Source organism: Lacihabitans sp. CS3-21 (assembly GCF_024343675.1).
Taxonomy (GTDB): Bacteria; Bacteroidota; Bacteroidia; order Cytophagales; family Spirosomataceae; genus Leadbetterella.
This window is the reverse complement of record NZ_RJUD01000008.1, coordinates 39,887-57,176: the sequence shown is the minus strand read 5'-3', so window position 1 is coordinate 57,176 and position 17,290 is coordinate 39,887. Positions and strand designations below refer to the sequence as shown.

Annotated in this window: 15 protein-coding genes; 8 read left to right on the top strand and 7 right to left on the bottom strand. The window is 36.9% G+C overall.

The features are described from left to right. Nucleotides 1–262: 262 nt before the first annotated feature. From EGI24_RS07045 to EGI24_RS07020, 6 genes are all read right to left on the bottom strand, one after another. A complete protein-coding gene (locus tag EGI24_RS07045) occupies nt 263–1,000 on the bottom strand; it encodes a glycosyltransferase family 2 protein (protein ID WP_255047659.1) in 738 nt (245 codons plus the stop codon). Beyond that, complete coding sequence (locus EGI24_RS07040; protein ID WP_255047658.1) at nt 997–2,604, bottom strand: glycosyltransferase family 39 protein; 1,608 nt, start codon at nt 2,602–2,604, stop codon at nt 997–999. The genes EGI24_RS07045 and EGI24_RS07040 overlap by 4 nt, the downstream gene beginning before the upstream one ends. Before the next feature lie 416 nt (nt 2,605–3,020). Continuing rightward, on the bottom strand, nt 3,021–4,136 hold the full coding sequence (locus tag EGI24_RS07035; protein WP_255047657.1) for an alkane 1-monooxygenase: 1,116 nt from the start codon (nt 4,134–4,136) through the stop codon (nt 3,021–3,023). A 28-nt stretch (nt 4,137–4,164) separates the two neighbouring features. Then, nucleotides 4,165–4,659, bottom strand: a complete 495-nt coding sequence (locus EGI24_RS07030) for a GNAT family N-acetyltransferase (protein ID WP_255047656.1) — start codon at nt 4,657–4,659, stop codon at nt 4,165–4,167. Between the two features lie 78 nt (nt 4,660–4,737). Beyond that, nucleotides 4,738–6,054 carry a TldD/PmbA family protein gene (locus EGI24_RS07025; RefSeq protein WP_255047655.1) on the bottom strand — a complete coding sequence of 439 codons (1,317 nt, stop codon included), beginning with the start codon at nt 6,052–6,054 and terminating at the stop codon, nt 4,738–4,740. Nucleotides 6,055–6,123: 69 nt separating this feature from the next. Then, nucleotides 6,124–7,767 (bottom strand): TldD/PmbA family protein, encoded by a 1,644-nt coding sequence (locus EGI24_RS07020; RefSeq protein WP_255047743.1) that lies wholly within the window; start codon nt 7,765–7,767, stop codon nt 6,124–6,126. A gap of 405 nt (nt 7,768–8,172) precedes the next feature. Here EGI24_RS07020 and EGI24_RS07015 point away from each other — a divergent pair, with 405 nt between their 5' ends. Together EGI24_RS07015 and EGI24_RS07010 are read left to right on the top strand one after the other, a co-directional pair. Then, nucleotides 8,173–9,714, top strand: coding sequence for an SBBP repeat-containing protein (locus tag EGI24_RS07015; RefSeq protein ID WP_255047654.1), 1,542 nt, complete (start codon nt 8,173–8,175; stop codon nt 9,712–9,714). 114 nt (nt 9,715–9,828) lie between these two features. Continuing rightward, complete coding sequence (locus EGI24_RS07010; RefSeq protein ID WP_255047653.1) at nt 9,829–10,212, top strand: iron chaperone; 384 nt, start codon at nt 9,829–9,831, stop codon at nt 10,210–10,212. 2 nt (nt 10,213–10,214) lie between these two features. Here EGI24_RS07010 and EGI24_RS07005 read toward each other — a convergent pair whose 3' ends face one another. Then, the gene (locus EGI24_RS07005) at nt 10,215–10,667 is read right to left on the bottom strand and encodes a thioredoxin family protein (protein WP_255047652.1); all 453 of its coding nucleotides are present in this window, start codon (nt 10,665–10,667) and stop codon (nt 10,215–10,217) included. 211 nt (nt 10,668–10,878) lie between these two features. On the opposite strand from EGI24_RS07005, the gene EGI24_RS07000 reads away from it, so the two are divergent. The 6 genes from EGI24_RS07000 (at nt 10,879) to EGI24_RS06975 (ending at nt 17,242) form a co-directional block, all read left to right on the top strand. Beyond that, a complete protein-coding gene (locus EGI24_RS07000) occupies nt 10,879–12,267 on the top strand; it encodes a glycoside hydrolase family 88 protein (RefSeq protein WP_255047651.1) in 1,389 nt (462 codons plus the stop codon). 15 nt (nt 12,268–12,282) lie between these two features. Further along, nucleotides 12,283–13,734: an NADH:flavin oxidoreductase gene (locus EGI24_RS06995; RefSeq protein ID WP_255047650.1), complete on the top strand. Its 1,452-nt coding sequence runs from the start codon at nt 12,283–12,285 to the stop codon at nt 13,732–13,734. Further along, nucleotides 13,731–14,501, top strand: coding sequence for a 3-ketoacyl-ACP reductase (locus tag EGI24_RS06990; RefSeq protein WP_255047649.1), 771 nt, complete (start codon nt 13,731–13,733; stop codon nt 14,499–14,501). The genes EGI24_RS06995 and EGI24_RS06990 overlap by 4 nt, the downstream gene beginning before the upstream one ends. A gap of 168 nt (nt 14,502–14,669) precedes the next feature. Further along, on the top strand, nt 14,670–15,968 hold the full coding sequence (locus EGI24_RS06985) for a Gfo/Idh/MocA family protein (RefSeq protein ID WP_255047648.1): 1,299 nt from the start codon (nt 14,670–14,672) through the stop codon (nt 15,966–15,968). A gap of 3 nt (nt 15,969–15,971) precedes the next feature. Next, complete coding sequence (locus EGI24_RS06980) at nt 15,972–16,286, top strand: hypothetical protein (protein ID WP_255047647.1); 315 nt, start codon at nt 15,972–15,974, stop codon at nt 16,284–16,286. Beyond that, the gene (locus EGI24_RS06975) at nt 16,283–17,242 is read left to right on the top strand and encodes an aldo/keto reductase (protein WP_255047646.1); all 960 of its coding nucleotides are present in this window, start codon (nt 16,283–16,285) and stop codon (nt 17,240–17,242) included. Before EGI24_RS06980 ends, EGI24_RS06975 begins: the two co-directional genes overlap by 4 nt. The last annotated feature ends 48 nt before the right edge of the window (nt 17,243–17,290 follow it).

The following is a 17,290-nucleotide window of genomic DNA, read 5'->3' as shown; positions in this document are numbered from 1 at the left end:
AGAAATGAATATATTAGGTAAATATAAATCAAATCAAAGATGAAAACAATGGAGCAATAGTTGCAATTGTATAAGCGGATAAAAAAAGCAGTTGAGAGGAGGCCGATTTAAGGTTTATTAACGATTTAGAGTTGAATAAGCGGAAAAGCTGTCTCAATTTCTTTAATTGAAGAACTATGGACAAATACCCTTTCAAAAGATTTTGATAATCTCATATATATTTGAACCGAAATAAAAACAATCTAAAGCGACTAAATTATTATCATCTTGAGAAGAAGCCATATTTTAAGATGCAATACAAAGCTCTAAAACCATCCTTCCAGTTAATTTTTTTGCCTTCTTCGTAAGTTCTGCCATAATAAGAAATACCTACTTCGTATATTCTGATTCCTTTTATTCTTGAAATTTTGGCAGTCACCTCTGGTTCAAATCCGAATCTGTTTTCTTTTAAGGAAAGACTTTTGAGGATTTTTGCATCAAAAAGTTTATAGCAAGTCTCCATGTCTGTCAGGTTAAGATTGGTGGATGCGTTGCACAGGAAAGTTAGCAACTTGTTGCCAATAGAATGGAAAAAGAATAAAATACGGTGCGGTTTTCCTCCGATAAATCTGGATCCATAAACCACATCTGCAAAACCGTCAATGATTGGTTTTAGTAAAATATTGAACTCATTTGGGTCGTATTCGAGATCAGCATCTTGAACAATTATCAAATTGCCTTTGGCTTTTTTTATACCAGTATGAATGGCAGCCCCTTTGCCTTGGTTCACTTCATGTTTGTAATAACTAATGGTTTCATTGGGGTATTTATTGATGAATTCTTGAATTTTACCTTCCGTGTTATCTTTTGATGCGTCATTAACGAGAACAATCTCTTTTTTGTATCCTCCAATCAGATTCACATTTACTACTTTTTCAAGTATAAAATGCACCGTTCTTTCTTCGTTATATACTGGAATTAAAATCGATAATGTCTTTTGCTCTAGGTTTTCTAAAATCATATTTTCTTTAGTCTAAATATGCTGTAAATCAAAGTATTGTCATTTTCGTAAAAATTCTTGATTAAGATGGTTTGATAACCTCTTTTACGGGTCATTTCCTCAAAAATAGAATTCATTTTAGGATCTGCCAATTTACTTTGAATACTTATAAAAAATAGTTTCTCTAAGTCTTTATTGTTTACATAATCATTAAAAAAAACTTCATCGGGATTCTTTTGATAGGTCATAAGTTCTCCCTTTTTAGTCAAAAATCCTCTTTTGAATTTGTCTTCCTTTGTAAAGCAAAGTAATTGGGTACTTAAGCCCCAATCAAGTTCTACAAATTCTCCTTCTTTGGATTTTAAGTATTCGGCCAGATCATTTATTTTATTAGACCAAAACGGATTAGGCACTTTGTTTTGAAGTGCAAAGACATAAACTGAGTAATTATTGAGATTGTATATGAGGATAATTAAGAAAAACAACCACTTGATTTTTGCTCCAAATAGTTGATTTATACTATAGAAAAGGCAAATTGTAAAAAACGGAAATAGCGTATAAAAGTGCCAAAGGTTGCGGGCATTTTCTACGATGAAAATTTGAGCACCAGTAAAAATTATTATTCCTAAAAAGAACAAAAAAAAGATGTCAGATTTATCAAAATCTTTTCTCCAAATTTTCCGAAAAACCACAAAAGAACAGACAATAATCAAGGTGAGGCATACTTCGAATAAGTAAAATAAAGTGCTATAGATGCCCTTTGAAATAATATTATATCCAAAAACCTCTTCAGAAATTAGATATTGAATTCTATAAAAACCTGTGCCATCAAATATGCCTTTCCCAAAATAATAAAACAATTGAAGCTTGGTTTTTATAAAGTTTAAGTCAAAACTAATGTTTGATGAGCTTACCATGCCTGGATTGAGCTTGTTAAATCCAATAAAAAGTAGGCATTCAAATATAAAGATCAAGGCTAAAACTTTTACGAATTTAACCTTCTCCTTTTTAGTTTCTAGTAAATACAAAAATAGTAAGCTACTAAAAATGAGTGCATTAGAAAACCAAATAAAATTTATTTTGTTAAAAATTCCAAGAGCTAAAATTATGGGTATTAAGTAAAATATACCTTGGTTTTTGTTCTGCAAATATTTGAAAATGAGAAAAATACTCAAAATTTTGCAAAAATACTCAATAGCGATGGGTCCCACATCTGTTCTTACCATGGTTATGAAGGTCGATTCTGTTACCAAAGCCATCAATATCATCCAAGCTAATAAAGGTTTCTTGAAAGAAATATGAACACTCTTGTAAACCAGCAAAAGACTCACCATGCTCATCAAAATCATTGGAATTCTCACACTAAAATAATTAAATCCAAAAACTTTGAAAATAGGTATGAAAATCCAAGATTTTAAGGCTCCAATGTATGAAATAACAAAAAAAGTGATGCCGCCAATTTTGCGAGCAATGTAGGTTGTATGGCTGATTTCGCCAAGTGAGAGATTCGCAAATAGAATCTCGTCGGTTTGTAAGCCTGGTCTTTCCAAAAATAAACTGGCCAAGAAACCAAATAAAATTAGTGGAAGTATGACAGATAGGGACCGCCAAATATTATTTGTCATACACGAAGCCTTTTGTGCTTATTTACATATTGAGGTTCTCAAAAGAAAACTCCTATTTATAATTTGGTACAGACATCCAAATTGCCATATAATATAGCTTAAAAAGATTTCTGAAATCAAAATACAAATATATTAGGTTTACTTTGAAAGTGGTAATTTATACTTGTTTTAAAATAAAAAATGAGTGGCAATTTGTTATTAGACCTCATTTTTTTGAGAATAATTATATTTCTTAAACGGTGTAGCTAAAACTTGAGCAGGTAAATTCTCTTAATTTGAAAGTTAGATATCTATTTCTTATTATTCTCATCAGTATTCGAGTTTTTATATGTCGAATAATTTCAGGTTTTACATTGTAATGGAGGTTTATTTCGATGGAAATTTAAATAGGTCAAGAATTATTGAATATAACTGCATTAGGCAAACTGTCTCACGATATTTTTAATTTGTTCAGAGTCAATGGCTTTTGATTTCCATTGTTCCAATTTGGGATTCATTATTTTAAACCATAAAGGTGGAAATAAGGACATAATAATCATAACTGGATATCCAAATGGCAATTGTGGACTTTCGTCAAAATGCCTTAAAACTTGGTAGGGTCTTGAAGCATAAGCATGATGATCAGAATGTCTTTGCAAATGAAAAAGTAGGAGATTACTATAAAAGTGGTTGGCATTCCAAGAGTGAAGGGGATTGACTTTTTCATATTTTCCTTCAGAAATTTCATTTCTAACTATACCGTAATGTTCGATATAATTTACGCATTCTAGAGAAAGAATAGCTACCATACTCTGACCAAAAAAATGTATTAATATAATCCAGGAGAGCTCGTTTCTGTAAAGACTTATTAAGGAAAACATCAAAATTGCCATAGCACAGCTTCCAAGAATACCTTGAATTACTTCATTTTTTAAACTCCAAGTTTTGATGTCTTTTTTTTGTAATAGTCTTTTTTCAATATTCCATGCACTTTTAAAGCTCCCAATCAAAGTTTGAATCCAAAATTCGAAAACCGTTTGGCCTTTTTTAGAGGTTGCAGGGTCATTGGGGGTGGCTACATGTACATGGTGCCCTCTATTGTGTTCAATTATAAAATGATGGTAGCATACAGACATAAGTGCTACTCTTGCATGAATTATAGCTAATGGATGGTTTCTATGTCCTAGTTCATGAGATACATTAATGATGGAAGAAGCATAAACTCCTTGGCTTAGAACGAACCCTAGAATTTGAATATTTGAGAAATGATGACTGGAAATTTGAATGGCCACATATACTAGAATAAAAAAATGAATCCAAACGTGAGAATAAACGAGAAAATCAAAATACTTATCTTTGATTAGACCTTCAAATTCTTGTTTTTGTACATTTTGTGCATCTTTTCCGATGATTTCGTCTATAATGGGAACGAAAAAATAGGTGTATACAACTGGCATAAAAGCCCAATAAGTTCCTTCTAGATAGAAAGAAAGCAAAATGAAAATTGGAATAGAATAAGCCCCAAGAAATCCTATTTTCTTTTGAATTGACATATCGTTAAGATTTTAACAAAATTAAAATTTATTTCAATAAAGCATAACGATATTCATCCCATATTTTTTGGTTTTTTATTAAGCCTTTTTTAGAGATGCCTTCTAACTGAAAGCCACATTTTTCTAAAACTCGCATGGAACTTTTATTGTATTCAAATATTCCACTGAAAAGTCTTTGAAGCTTTAGTTCATTGAAACCATACTTTGAGATAAGTTTTACTGCTTCAGTAGCTATCCCTTTGCCCCAAAAGGGTTCACCTAGCCAATAGCCTAATTCTGCCGAATGTTTGTATATATCATTTTGTTTTACTAGGCCTATCACGCCGCAAAGGCAATTGTTAAAATCTATACCGAAAGTAAGTTTTGGATTTTCCTCATTGGTAAGATTTATAAAAAATTCCGCATCCTTAATGGAATAAGGATGCGGAAAATAGTCTCGAACATTGTTCCAAATATTGACATTATTGGCCAAGATAGCCAATTGTTCAGCGTCATTTTTCTTTAATGGACGAATTGAAACCATTTTATATTCAAAATTTTGAACTATTTAATGTTAAGTAAACTTACCTAAAGTCGTCAATCGTCAATCGTCAATCGTTCATCACACTGCATCACTCAAGCTCGAAAATGTAAAGTCTCTTATTTTTAAAGGAGGTACAAGATTGCCTGTAATTCTTACTGGTTTGCCCATTTCTTCCAAGTTATTGAGCATAATTACTGGACTCTCGTTGAAACGGAAGTTTTTTACTGGGAACTTAATTTTCCCATTTTCTATGTAAAAAGTTCCGTCTCGAGTTAGGCCTGTGTATAACAAAGTTTGTGGGTCAACTGCTCTGATATACCAAAGTCGCGTCACCAATATTCCTTTGTCTGTCCCTTTTATCAAGTCTGCTAGTGACTTTGTGCCACCTGCCATGATAAACGAATTAGGTGGTGGCGTGGCTTTTACTCCTTTTTTGTCTGCCCAAAAACGTGAATAGGTCATGTTTTTAACTATGCCGTTTTCTATCCAATATATTTTTTCCTGTGGACGGCCGTCTCCAGAGAAAGGAGAACCAGGTATTTCTTCGTTCATTGGGTCGGAATAGATATTTACTCTTTCGTCGAAAAGCTTTTCGCCTAATTTCGTCTCTCCTCCTTTTTTGCTCAAAAAGCTGCGTCCTTCATCTGCATTGCGGGCATCCATGCTTCGCATCATGTTTTGAAGCAAATCAACCGCAGCGGCTGGTTCAAGAATTACCGTGTATTTTCCTGGTTCTAAAGCTTGTGCTGAGGCCGATGCTTTTGCTTTTTGCATAGCTACCTCGGTCACTTTTTTGGTGTTGAGTAGCGACACGTCATTGAAGTCCTGGATACCATAGCCTGAGCCTAATCCGTCGTCAGTTCTAACAGTTATCGTGAAGTCCACCTGAGTAGCTTTGTTATAGACAAATAGCCCTTTAGAGTTGCCCATAGCCGAATATCCGGCGGTGTCTTCCATGTAACCAGCAGCCGTGAGTTTGTTTTCTCTACATGGCATAATACTATCTAATGCTGCCTTTGCTCTTAGATTAGGGTCAATTTTGGCTGTATTTTCCGAAAACGTATTGGTATTTAGATAAGTTTGAGGTCCGAGCATGGGCATGTACTCTGAGTTTTCAGGAGCAAGTCTTGCTATTTCCTCCGCTCTTCTAACTGTTTTTTCTAGGGATGCATCATCAAATTCATTTATTGTAGCAGTCCCTGATTTTTTGCCAAAAACAGCAGTGACAGCCAATGATTGATTTTCAGACTCTCCACTGGTAGAAACGGTGTTTCTGGCATAACGAATATTGCCCGTGCGACCACCATTGAGGTTAACGCTCATTTCGTCTGCTTTGGAGTAAGCCAACACCTTATCGATGATTTTTTTGGCTTCTTCTTTAGTTAATATTTTCATTTTTTTTAATCTGTTTTTTTGAAAAAGACTGAGATTTCAGGTCCGACTGGTGTCTGACCACACATCAAATTAAATCTTTCTACCAGTGTTAATAACATTTACGCCATTGAAACGAGTGGTAGAACTACCATGCGACACTGCCGAAACCTGAGAAGGCTGGCCTTTGCCATCGAAAAACGATCCGAAAGTACGATAATCGTCTTTGTCACATACCTGTACGCATGAGTTCCAAAACTCTTGGGTGTTAGACTGATACGCCACATCATCGAGCATTCCTACTACCTCTCCGTTTTTGATTTCGTAAAACAACTGTCCACCAAACTGGAAGTTATAGCGTTGTTGGTCAATAGAGTAGGAGCCTCGGCCTACGATATATATTCCTTTTTCTACGCCTTTTATCATATCCAAAACACTCAATTTATCTTTGCCAGGAAGCAAAGAAACATTCGGCATACGTTGGAATTGCACCGAATCCCAGTTGTCGGCATAACAACAGCCATGGGATTCTTTTTCACCTAATATATTCACTTGGTCTCTGATCGCCTGGTAGTTGACCAAAACACCGTCTTTTATCAAATTCCATTGTTTCGACGGAACACCTTCGTCGTCATATCCTACTGTTCCGAGGGCATGCGGTTGTGTTTTATCAGCAACGATAGTTACGTTTTTGCTTCCGTAGTTGAAGTTTCCAGCTTTCCATTTATCCAATGTTGCGAAGCTTGTACCGGCGTAATTGGCCTCATAGCCCAATACACGGTCAAGTTCCAACGGATGGCCCACTGACTCGTGAATAGTTAAGCCCAAGTGATTCGGGTCAAGAACCAAGTCGTATTTGCCAGCTGGAACCGACTTAGCCGTCATTTTTTCTTTGGCTTGTTTGGCGGCCATAATGGCATCTTCCACCATGTCATAAGAGTTTCTGTAGCCTACCAAACCATTAGGTCCAGCTATTTTTTCAGAAGCCAAGCCGTCTAAATACTCGTAGCCCATGCCCATAGGAGAGCTTATAGCGTCACGAGTTTTGAATTTTCCTGCGGCTTTGTCTACTGCAGTTACTGTAAATGTAGGCCATATTCTGTGAATGTCTTGGTCTATATATGAGCCATCAGAAGAGGCGAAATATTTTTGTTCGTTTACAAAAAATAGATTGGAAGTTACGAAACCAGCACCGTTTTTCATGGCCTCGCCGTTTACTTTCATCAACAAATCTATTTTTTCTTGTATAGGAATCTCGAAAGCATTTTTTACGATGGGTGTTTTCCATGTAACTTCGCCAACACCTTTTTGGGGAGCGAGTATCACGGGTTCAGTCTGTATTTTGGCGTTAGCTTTGGCTATTGCCACGGCTGTTTCTGCACATTTGGCTATGCCTTCTTTGCTTACGTCGCTGGTGGCAGAAAAACCCCAAGTACCGTTGGCAATCACTCTGATACCCACACCGTAAGACTCTGCGTTTACGATGTTTTGTACTTTGGTTTCGCGGGTAAACAAAAACTGTTGCAAATAACGGCCAATACGCACATCCGTGTAAGTAGCACCTTTGCTTCGGGCGGCGTTGAGTGCAATGTCCGACATCAATTTCTTTTGGGCAGCGTCAGCGGGCGTTTCGAGGAGATGCTCAGGCGTGGTGGCGTTTCCAATAATCGGAATACCAGCACCTACCAAGGCACCCATACCGAGCCCAGAAAGCTGCATAAATTTCCTTCTATCCATCATAAGGGTTTCGTTTGGTGATAAAATTTGAATAGTAAATGTATTTATTTTTTGAAATAAAAAAACAAAAACGGGTACAAATTCTGATTTTTCGGGTATGAGGTGGCGTATTTGGTAGATAAGCGTTTTTTGCTAAAAAAATATTTAAAAATGAAGCATCGAAAAGCCGAATAATTGCGTCTATATAAGTGGAATTTAATTGGGAAGGTGTGGATTTTTTCACCCTGGAAAAATTAAATAACTGGGATTAGTGTAGGAATTGCGACTCATAACTTTTGGGTCGCGATTTTTTTTGGTGGTGGTAAGTAAACTTTTGCCAAAATAATTTAAGAATAAAAATAAAGTTGTTCTATCTGCAATTAAATTTGAAGCAAAATCTAATAACTAATTAAATTTCCGCTCAAAATGACTACCAAAACATTTCTACACACACTTTGTTTGTATTTTTTATCATTTTATGCATTCGCTCAGAACGTTAGCATTCTACCCACAGGAATATCTCCTGCTCCATCTGACAGTCATCCAAGAATTACAAATGATCAAATTTTAGCTTTACCGAATCCTCAAAAAGGAGATTTAGCGTATGATTTGACATTTAATTGTTTGAGAGTTTTTAATGGTTCAAAATGGTTGCAACTAATGACAGCTCAAGATTTGGGTCAAACGTCCAACATTGCATGGCAACTCGGCACCAACGAAACCCTATCTTCCAATGGAATAGCCAAAGATTTGAATGGGAATATTTATTTGGCTGGCAATTTTAAAGGAACAGGTGTTTTTGGAAACACAAACGTCAATTCAGCAGGTGATAATGATGTTTTTTTGGCAAAATATACTTCAGAAGGCGTGCTTCTTTGGGTTAGGACTGCTGGAAGCCTAGCTGGAGATATTGCGACAGATATTAGTATTGATCCAAGTGGTAATGTTTTGATTACTGGATATTATTTCGATGCAATTAATTTTGGAGGAAATATTCTTTCAATTTCTGGTGAATCCGATGTTTTTGTTGCTAAATATGACCCTTTGGGTTCAGTTATATGGGCAAAAAAAGTAAGTGGTTCTGGTTTGGATTTATGCAATTCGGTGGATACAGATGCCTTTGGAAATGTATATTTGGGAGGGTCTTTTGCTGGTTCCTGCACTTTTTTCGGTGTGAGCAATATCACATTGAACTCTGCTGGTGGAGACGATGGATTTGTGGCTAAATTGGATGCTTCTGGAAATGTTTTATGGGCTAAAAGCATTGAGGGTTCTGCAAAGCAAAAATCAAATGACGTTTTGATATCAGGTACGGATTTATATGTGTTTGGATCTTTTGAAAATACTACTGATTTTGGAAATTCAATCTCTCTCAACTCTGCAGTAGGAAATGTAGATATTTTTATTGCAAGGTATAATTTGTCAGGAGATTGTCAAGCCTCAACTAGCTTTGGAGGTGCTGGCACAGACGAGGCATCAAGATTAGCAAAAGACAACAATTCGAATATTTGGGCTTGTGGTGCTATTTACCAAAATGCCACAATTGGGTCGTTTGTTCTTACGTCTGCCGGCAATTATGACGCTTTTTTTGTGAAATTGAATAGCAGTCTTAGTATTTTGAACGCAAAACTTTTTGGAGGAGATAATAACGACAAGGCAAATGATATGGGATCGGATGCAGATGGAAATGTCTTTTTAATTGGAGAATTTGCCGGAACGTTAACAAACGGTTCGAAATCAATAACATCGAATGGTAGCTCTGATATTTTTCTTTCAAAGTTTAGCAGTTCCGATTTTTCGACTTTATTACAAAATTATGGTGGGTCAGATTTTGATTCTGCTAAAAGAATAAATGTGGGTTCAAATTTTTTCATTACTGGAGTTTTTTCTCAAACGGTAAATTTTGGAACTATATTAACTAGCACTGGAACTCCATTAAATGGGTTTGTGATGAGAGTTTCAGAGTAGGTTGGGCAAAAGATTGATTATTTTAAAAAATGCGATTCAATATTTTGGGTCGCATTTTTTTAAATTTTATTTTTGATTGTAAATTATAACGAAGCCTATAATTAACACATGAGAATGAACACCACCATCAGCTCATTTGCTGAATATCTCCAAAATATTCCAGAAGAATCAAAACCCAAACTTCTAGAACTGATGGCTATCATAAAGGAAGCTGTTCCGCAGGCCGAAGAGGGTATAAGTTATGGTATCCCAACATATAAATACCTCGGCGGATTGGTGGCGGTTGGGGCTACCAAAAAGCACGTGGCTTTTTATGTCATGAGCAATTCCGTGTTGAATCATTTTGAAAATCAGCTCATGGGTATGGATTACACCACAGGTACCATCCGATTTAGGTTTGATGCGGTTTTGCCCAAAAATCTTATTCAAGAAATAGTGAAAATCAGAGTAGAAGACAACGAATACATAGATAGTCAGCGGAAAACAAAGAAAAAATAAGCCTAATTTCTAGTATCCAGTATCTGTTGTCCCAAATTTATCAAGTCCGAGGCGGTACGAAATCCAGGTGATTTGGTGATGAGTTCGCCTTCTGGTGTTACAAACATCAAGGTAGGATAAGCCTCAATTCCGAACTTTTGAGCCAATACTGCTCCTTCTTCTTGTTCACCATCAAGTGCCATATTTACAAAGTTGGTATTAAAAAAATCACCTGCGGATTTGTCCGCAAAAGTGTATTTTTTGAGTTGTTTGCACGGCCCACACCAAGTAGCATAAATGTCTAAGAAAACTACTTTATTCTCTTTTTTTGCCAAATCTAAGGCTTGTTGCCAGTTACCTTTTTGAAAGTGAATGCCATCGACGGTATCTTCTTTAAAGTCAACTTTCGGGTTATTTCTATAATATAAAAATGCTATTAAGCCGAGAACAACAATCGCTATGAGGACGTTTTTCATACTATTTTTGCTTTTTTTGGTATGTTGATTATTAGAAGAACAAAATTTAAAATGTTTTTAATTCAATAATCGCTCAAGATTTCTAAATTTACTTTCCTAATTGCCCTAGATTTTTAGAATTCAATCCGAATTTTAATTCTCGGCTAATAAATTTTCAACCATAAATATTAAAATTTCTGATACTTAACACCTCGGTTTAGATCTTTCAAAAATGATACATATAGACAGTTCTCTCAAAGCACAAGATTTACAATCCAAATTAGATACATTTTGGAAACTATCCGGTGAAAAAATCCGCTCCATCCAAGCCGAATATGATGATAATGACGGATCGCCAGTCTTTACTAAAAACGGTAAATATACCACCCGTGGCTGGACAGAATGGACGCAGGGTTTTCAGTATGGCTCGGCCATTTTGCAGTATGATGCTACAAGCGAGGACGTTTTTCTTGAAATTGGAAGAAAGAAAACTTTAGAAAAAATGGCTCCGCACATCAGTCACATTGGAGTACATGACCATGGCTTCAATAATGTAAGTACCTATGGCAATTTGCTCCGATTGATGCGAGAGGGCAAAATCGCTCAGAATGATTGGGAGCAAAATTTCTATGAATTGGCCTTGAAGATTTCGGGAGCAGTGCAGGCCAGTCGATGGACGGACATAAAAAACGAAGGTGGATTTATTCATTCGTTTAATGGAGCTCATTCGCTTTTTGTTGATACTATCCGTTCTTGTCGGGCATTAATGATTAGCCACCAATTGGGTCATGTTTTTCAAGGTGAGGGTGATGCCAAAATAAGTCTTTTGGAACGAGCTATTAAGCACATTGAGGCTACAGCTAATTTTTCGGTTTTTTATGGAGCAGGCAGAGATATTTATGATGTTTGGGGCAGGACGGCACACGAGTCAGTTTTTAATGTAAAAGACGGTAATTTTCGTTGTCCAAATTCACAGCAAGGCTATACAGGATTTAGTACTTGGACACGTGGCTTAGCATGGGCGATGTGTGGTTTTGCGGAACAACTTGAATGTCTTGAAATATTGGACGGAATGGAATTGGAAGCTGTAGGTGGAAGGTCATATATCAAGAATTTCATGCTTAAGGCGGCAAAAGCAACATGTGATTTTTATATTGAAAATACGCCAATTTGTGGAGTACCTTATTGGGATACTGGTGCTCCAAATTTGCACAAAATGGAGGGATTTCTAAACGAAAGAGCTAATCCTTTTAACGATCATGAACCTGTGGACAGCTCAGCGGCAGCCATAGCGGCTCAAGGTTTGTTACGTTTGGGTAAATATTTGAAAGAAAATGGCGATACCGAAGATGGAAACAGATATTGGCAAACAGGATTGACAGTAATGAATTCGCTTTTAGAAGAACCTTATCTGAGTACCGATAAAAACCATCAAGGTTTGCTTTTGCACACCATTTATCACCAACCTAATGGTTGGGATTTTGTACCTGAAGGAAGCAAAATACCTTACGGAGAGTCATGTATGTGGGGCGATTATCATTTTAGAGAAGCAGCACTTTATTTGCAAAAACATTTAAATAATGAGCCTTATTATACTTTTTTTAACTGTTTGCCTAAGTAATATTTAACCCATAAAATGACCGGAAAATTTAAACCCAAATATAGTCGAGTAGCACAATTAAAAACGGCTGCAGATTTTGCCAAATATCTAGAAGAAAATCAAGTAGATTTAAAATTTGATGAAGAACTGCTTTCAAAAGAAACTTCGCCTTTTAATAAATCTATTCATTTGAAATCTGGAAGAACAATAGGAAATAGCCTTTCGATTTTACCAATGGAAGGTTGGGATGGTACAGCGGACGGCAAACCAACGCATTTTACAAAGAAACGCTGGGAAAATTTCGCCATTTCAGGAGCAAAATTGCTTTGGGGATGTGAAGCTGTGGCGGTCACACATGCAGGTCGGGCAAATCCAAGACAATTGACTATCAATGAGGCAAATATTGGCGATTTGGACGAAATGCTACAGATGGTTTTAGATAAACATGCGGAGAAATTCGGAACTGCAGATGATCTATTGGTTGGTTTACAGTTGACGCATTCTGGGCGATTTTGTAAACCCAATGACAATACCAAGTTTGAGTCAAAAATAGCTTACAATCACCCGAAGTTAGATGCTAAATTTCATGTGGCTGAAGATAATTTACCCATGACGGATGACGAAGTGGATACATTGGTGGAGGATTTCGTAAAAGCTGCTGTTTTGGCTCAAAAGGCTGGCTATCATTTTGTGGACATCAAACATTGCCATGGTTATTTGGGCCATGAATTTTTGAGTGCTGTCGATAGAAATGGAAAATATGGCGGAAGTTTTGAAAATCGGACTAATTTTCTAAAAAATATAGTAGCTGGAATCCGAAAAGAAGCTCCTGGATTAGAAATAGGCGTTAGATTAAGTGCCATTGATTTTGCCCCTTTTAAAAAAGGTGCGGATGGCATTGGGATACCTGATTTGAAAGAAAACGAAAAATATAAATATGCTTTTGGTTGTGATGAAACAGGTTTAGAAATAAACCTGGAAGAACCTCGTAAGTTTTTAAAGTTACTAGAAGAACTTGATATTCAATTGGTTTGTATTACACTTTCGAGTCCATATTACAATCCACACGTTACTCGTCCGGCTCTTTTTCCTCCTTCGGATGGTTATCAGCCACCTGAAGAGCCGCTGATTGGTGTGGCAAGAATGATTAACGTGGTAGCGGATTTGAAAAAAGATTTCCCAAATTTAGTTATAGTAGGCTCGGGGTACTCTTATTTGCAAGAATGGCTGCCTCATGTGGCTCAAAATGTTCTGAGATACAAAATGGTGGATTCAGTAGGATTCGGCAGGATGGTGCTTTCGTACCCAACTATGCCTGATGATATGCTCAATAATCGCCCAACGGAAAGAAAACTTTTGTGTAGAACGTTCTCCGACTGCACTACGGCTCCTCGAAACGGTCTGGTGTCAGGTTGTTATCCTTTGGATCCTTTGTATAAAACACTTCCAGAGGCGGTGACTTTGAAAGATATTAAGGAGAAATTATGAAAAAAGTAGCCCTAATAACTGGAGGTTCAAGAGGAATAGGCTTCGGCATAGCCCAAAAGATGGCAGAAGCGGGTTTCGACTTGGCTATCAACGGCATGCGGGCCGAATCTGATGTATTGGAAGTAATTGAAAATCTCAAAAATTTAGGTGTCGATGTCATTTATTGCCAAGGAGATATTTCGAGAAAAGAAGATAGAAATAGTATTTTAGAAAAAATAAGAAACCATTTTGGGAAACTTAATGTGCTGATAAACAATGCTGGAGTAGCACCAAAAGAACGAAAGGACATCCTTGAAGCTTCAGAGGAAAGTTTCGATTATCTAATTTCAACCAACCTGAAAGGACCCTATTTTCTAACGCAATCTGTAGCCAACTGGATGGTAGAATTGAAATCTATTGACTATAAATTTGAGGGAACAATTATCAATGTTTCATCCATTTCATCCACAGTAGCTTCTGTAAATAGAGGAGAATATTGTATTTCGAAAGCTGGTGTAAGTATGGCCACGCAATTGTTTTCAGTACGTTTAGCCGAGTTCGACATTCCGGTTTTTGAGGTACGTCCAGGCATTATCAAAACAGATATGACCGAAAAAGTAAGTCAAAAATATGACGATTTGATAGAAAATGGACTTTGTTTGACCAAACGTTGGGGATTACCCGACGATGTTGGTAAAACAGTTACGGCAATTGCCCAAGGTAATTTTATGTATTCGACAGGACAGGTTTTTGTGGTTGATGGCGGATTGACAATTGCGAGATTGTAATCTGTGGTTCAAATTTTAAGTCTGAACAAAATATAGAAATTGTTTCTGCCTTTTTATATGTGGCTAATTTAGAATATTATTCTTTGGTTAATTGAAAAATTACCCCATCAATTTGTTGATTTGCAAAATATTAAATGTAAATTTAACCTAACAAATATTCAACCATTAATGAAAAAATTTACCAGAAGAGACCTTCTTAAAACGGCTTTGCCTGCGAGTGTGGCGGCTTACGCTATTCCAACTTTTATACCTCAAACGGCTTTTGGTGCCAACGACCGCTTGCGAGTAGCGGTAATTGGAATAAACGGCCGTGGAAAGGATCACATCAAAGGTTTTATGAATTTAGACAATGTTCAAGTCACCACACTTTGTGACGTGGACAGTGTGGTTTTAGGTGCTGGAGCTACAGATTTTGAGAAAAAATATAACAAGTCTGTAAAGCAAGAAAAAGATCTCAGAAAAGTTTATGAGGATAAAGATATTGATGCAGTAAGTATTGCCACTCCAAACCACTGGCATGCTTTGGCGGCTATTTGGGCATGTCAAGCAGGTAAGGATGTGTATGTAGAGAAGCCCGCTTGTCACAATGTTTTTGAGGGAAGAAAATTGGTGGAGGCCGCTACCAAATACAACAAAATTGTGCAGCATGGTGTACAATTACGAAGCTCGATTGCCATTCAAGAAGCCATCAAACATTTGCGTGATGGACTCATTGGCAAAGTTTATATGGCCAAAGGAATCGTTTACAAATGGCGACCAGATATTGGAAATTTAGGTAATTCAGCTGTTCCTGAAGGATTAGATTGGAATATGTGGCAAGGCCCCGCTCAGGAAAAGGCCTTTAGCAAAAACTATGTGCATTATAACTGGCACTGGTTTTGGGACTATGGCAATGGCGATATTGGTAATCAAGGAATTCACGAAACAGACCTCGCCATGTGGGGATTAGACGTAGGTTTACCTGATACCATAACCTCATCTGGTGGTAAATACCTTTGGAACGATTGCAAGGAGACTCCAGAATATTTGACGTCGTCTTATCAATATACAAAAGAGAATAAAATTTTGCAGTTTGAGGTGCGTCCATGGATGACCAACAAAGAAGATGGCGTAGAAATCGGCAATATCTTTTATGGCGATAAAGGCTACATGGTAATCAATGGCTACAACGATTACAAAACATTCTTGGGTAAAGAACGTGCTCCAGGTCCAGCTCGTAAGGAGGGAGGTGATCATTACAAAAATTTTGTGGATGCAGTCAGAGCTCAGGATAAAAAAATGCTGAATGGGCCAGTTGAAACCGCACATTTAGCCGCTAGTTTGGCACATTTAGGCAATATTTCATACAAACTTGGCCGCACTTTGAAATTTGACCCCATTGCGGAAAAATTTCTGGGCGACAAAAAAGCCAATGAAATGTTGACACGCAAATATAGAGCTCCATTTATTGTTCCAGATAAAGTTTAACAAGTGGTAAAAAGAATTCTGGGCATTATTTCTTTAATTTTTCTATTGAGTTGTGACTGCATGGTTACTGCCACTGGTGTTGTACTAGATGACCAAACAAAGAAACCTTTAGAAGATGTTTTGATTAATAATCTGGCAAACCTTGGGTTTGAGGAAAAAACCAAGTCTGATGGGGCTTTTAGTTTGGTGGAGGTAGGAAGAGCCAATGGAAAATGCCCAGAGTTTAATCTTGAATTTTCGAAAGAAGGCTACGCGACAGACACTATTTTTGTTGAAAATTCATCACCTTTGACTGTTTATTTGAAAAAGAAAAAATGAAATATTTAAAATATAGCAATGGCGACCTAATGCCGAGTTTAGGATTAGGAACTTGGAAGTCGGCCCCAGGAGAAGTTTATAAAGCTGTCAGAGAGGCAATTACGATAGGTTACCGACATTTTGACTGTGCACATTTGTATGGCAACGAACCCGAAATCGGTCAAGCTTTTGCTGATGCAATGAAAGCTGGAGAAGTAAAAAGAGCGGAGCTTTGGATAACCTCAAAACTTTGGAACAATCGCCATAGAAAAGAGCAAGTTCAACCTGCCCTGGAATTAACCTTAAAAAATCTCCGTCTCGATTACCTAGATTTATATTTGATTCATTGGCCGATCGTTCTGAAAGATGAAGTTACATTTCCAACTAAAGCTGATGAATTGGTTAGCTTGAAAGAAACCCCACTTACCGAAACTTGGGAAGGAATGATAGCCGCTCAAGAAAAGGACATGGCTTTACATATAGGTACAAGCAATTTTAGTATAAAGAAAATCAAAGAACTCACTGATGCCACTGGAGTTAAGCCAGAAAACAATCAAGTAGAAATGCACCCTTTTTTACAACAAAAAACTTTAAAAGCATATTGTGATGCCGAAGGGATTTTGTTGACAGGATACGCTCCATTAGGCTCTGCAGATAGACCAGCCAATAGAATTGTTGCGGGTGAACCAAAACTTTTTGATAATGAAATCATCCGAAATATTGCAGAAAGCAAAGGATTTTCGGTGGCTCAAACCATGCTTGCATGGGCAGTGAGCAGAGGTACTTGCACTATACCGAAGTCCGTAAATCCAGCTCGATTAAAAGAGAATCTGGAAGCAGCAGATATCGAACTTTCAGATTCAGAAATGGTACAAATGGCTGCTGTAAACATCAATTACCGCTATATCAAAGGTGATTTTTGGTGCCTTTCAGGTTCGGATTATACGGTTGAAAACCTTTGGGATGAGGGAGTTTAGATAAAAACTTTCTTATTATTCATTACCTTTCCAAAACCTTTGTGGAAC

Excerpts from the sequence above, each read along its gene's own strand:
- EGI24_RS07045 (WP_255047659.1), bottom strand. The coding sequence starts at position 1,000 with ATGATTTTAGAAAACCTAGAGCAAAAGACATTATCGATTTTAATTCCA.
- EGI24_RS07040 (WP_255047658.1), bottom strand. The coding sequence starts at position 2,604 with ATGACAAATAATATTTGGCGGTCCCTATCTGTCATACTTCCACTAATT.
- EGI24_RS07035 (WP_255047657.1), bottom strand. The coding sequence starts at position 4,136 with ATGTCAATTCAAAAGAAAATAGGATTTCTTGGGGCTTATTCTATTCCA.
- EGI24_RS07030 (WP_255047656.1), bottom strand. The coding sequence starts at position 4,659 with ATGGTTTCAATTCGTCCATTAAAGAAAAATGACGCTGAACAATTGGCT.
- EGI24_RS07025 (WP_255047655.1), bottom strand. The coding sequence starts at position 6,054 with ATGAAAATATTAACTAAAGAAGAAGCCAAAAAAATCATCGATAAGGTG.
- EGI24_RS07020 (WP_255047743.1), bottom strand. The coding sequence starts at position 7,767 with ATGGATAGAAGGAAATTTATGCAGCTTTCTGGGCTCGGTATGGGTGCC.
- EGI24_RS07015 (WP_255047654.1), top strand. The coding sequence starts at position 8,173 with ATGACTACCAAAACATTTCTACACACACTTTGTTTGTATTTTTTATCA.
- EGI24_RS07010 (WP_255047653.1), top strand. The coding sequence starts at position 9,829 with ATGAACACCACCATCAGCTCATTTGCTGAATATCTCCAAAATATTCCA.
- EGI24_RS07005 (WP_255047652.1), bottom strand. The coding sequence starts at position 10,667 with ATGAAAAACGTCCTCATAGCGATTGTTGTTCTCGGCTTAATAGCATTT.
- EGI24_RS07000 (WP_255047651.1), top strand. The coding sequence starts at position 10,879 with ATGATACATATAGACAGTTCTCTCAAAGCACAAGATTTACAATCCAAA.
- EGI24_RS06995 (WP_255047650.1), top strand. The coding sequence starts at position 12,283 with ATGACCGGAAAATTTAAACCCAAATATAGTCGAGTAGCACAATTAAAA.
- EGI24_RS06990 (WP_255047649.1), top strand. The coding sequence starts at position 13,731 with ATGAAAAAAGTAGCCCTAATAACTGGAGGTTCAAGAGGAATAGGCTTC.
- EGI24_RS06985 (WP_255047648.1), top strand. The coding sequence starts at position 14,670 with ATGAAAAAATTTACCAGAAGAGACCTTCTTAAAACGGCTTTGCCTGCG.
- EGI24_RS06975 (WP_255047646.1), top strand. The coding sequence starts at position 16,283 with ATGAAATATTTAAAATATAGCAATGGCGACCTAATGCCGAGTTTAGGA.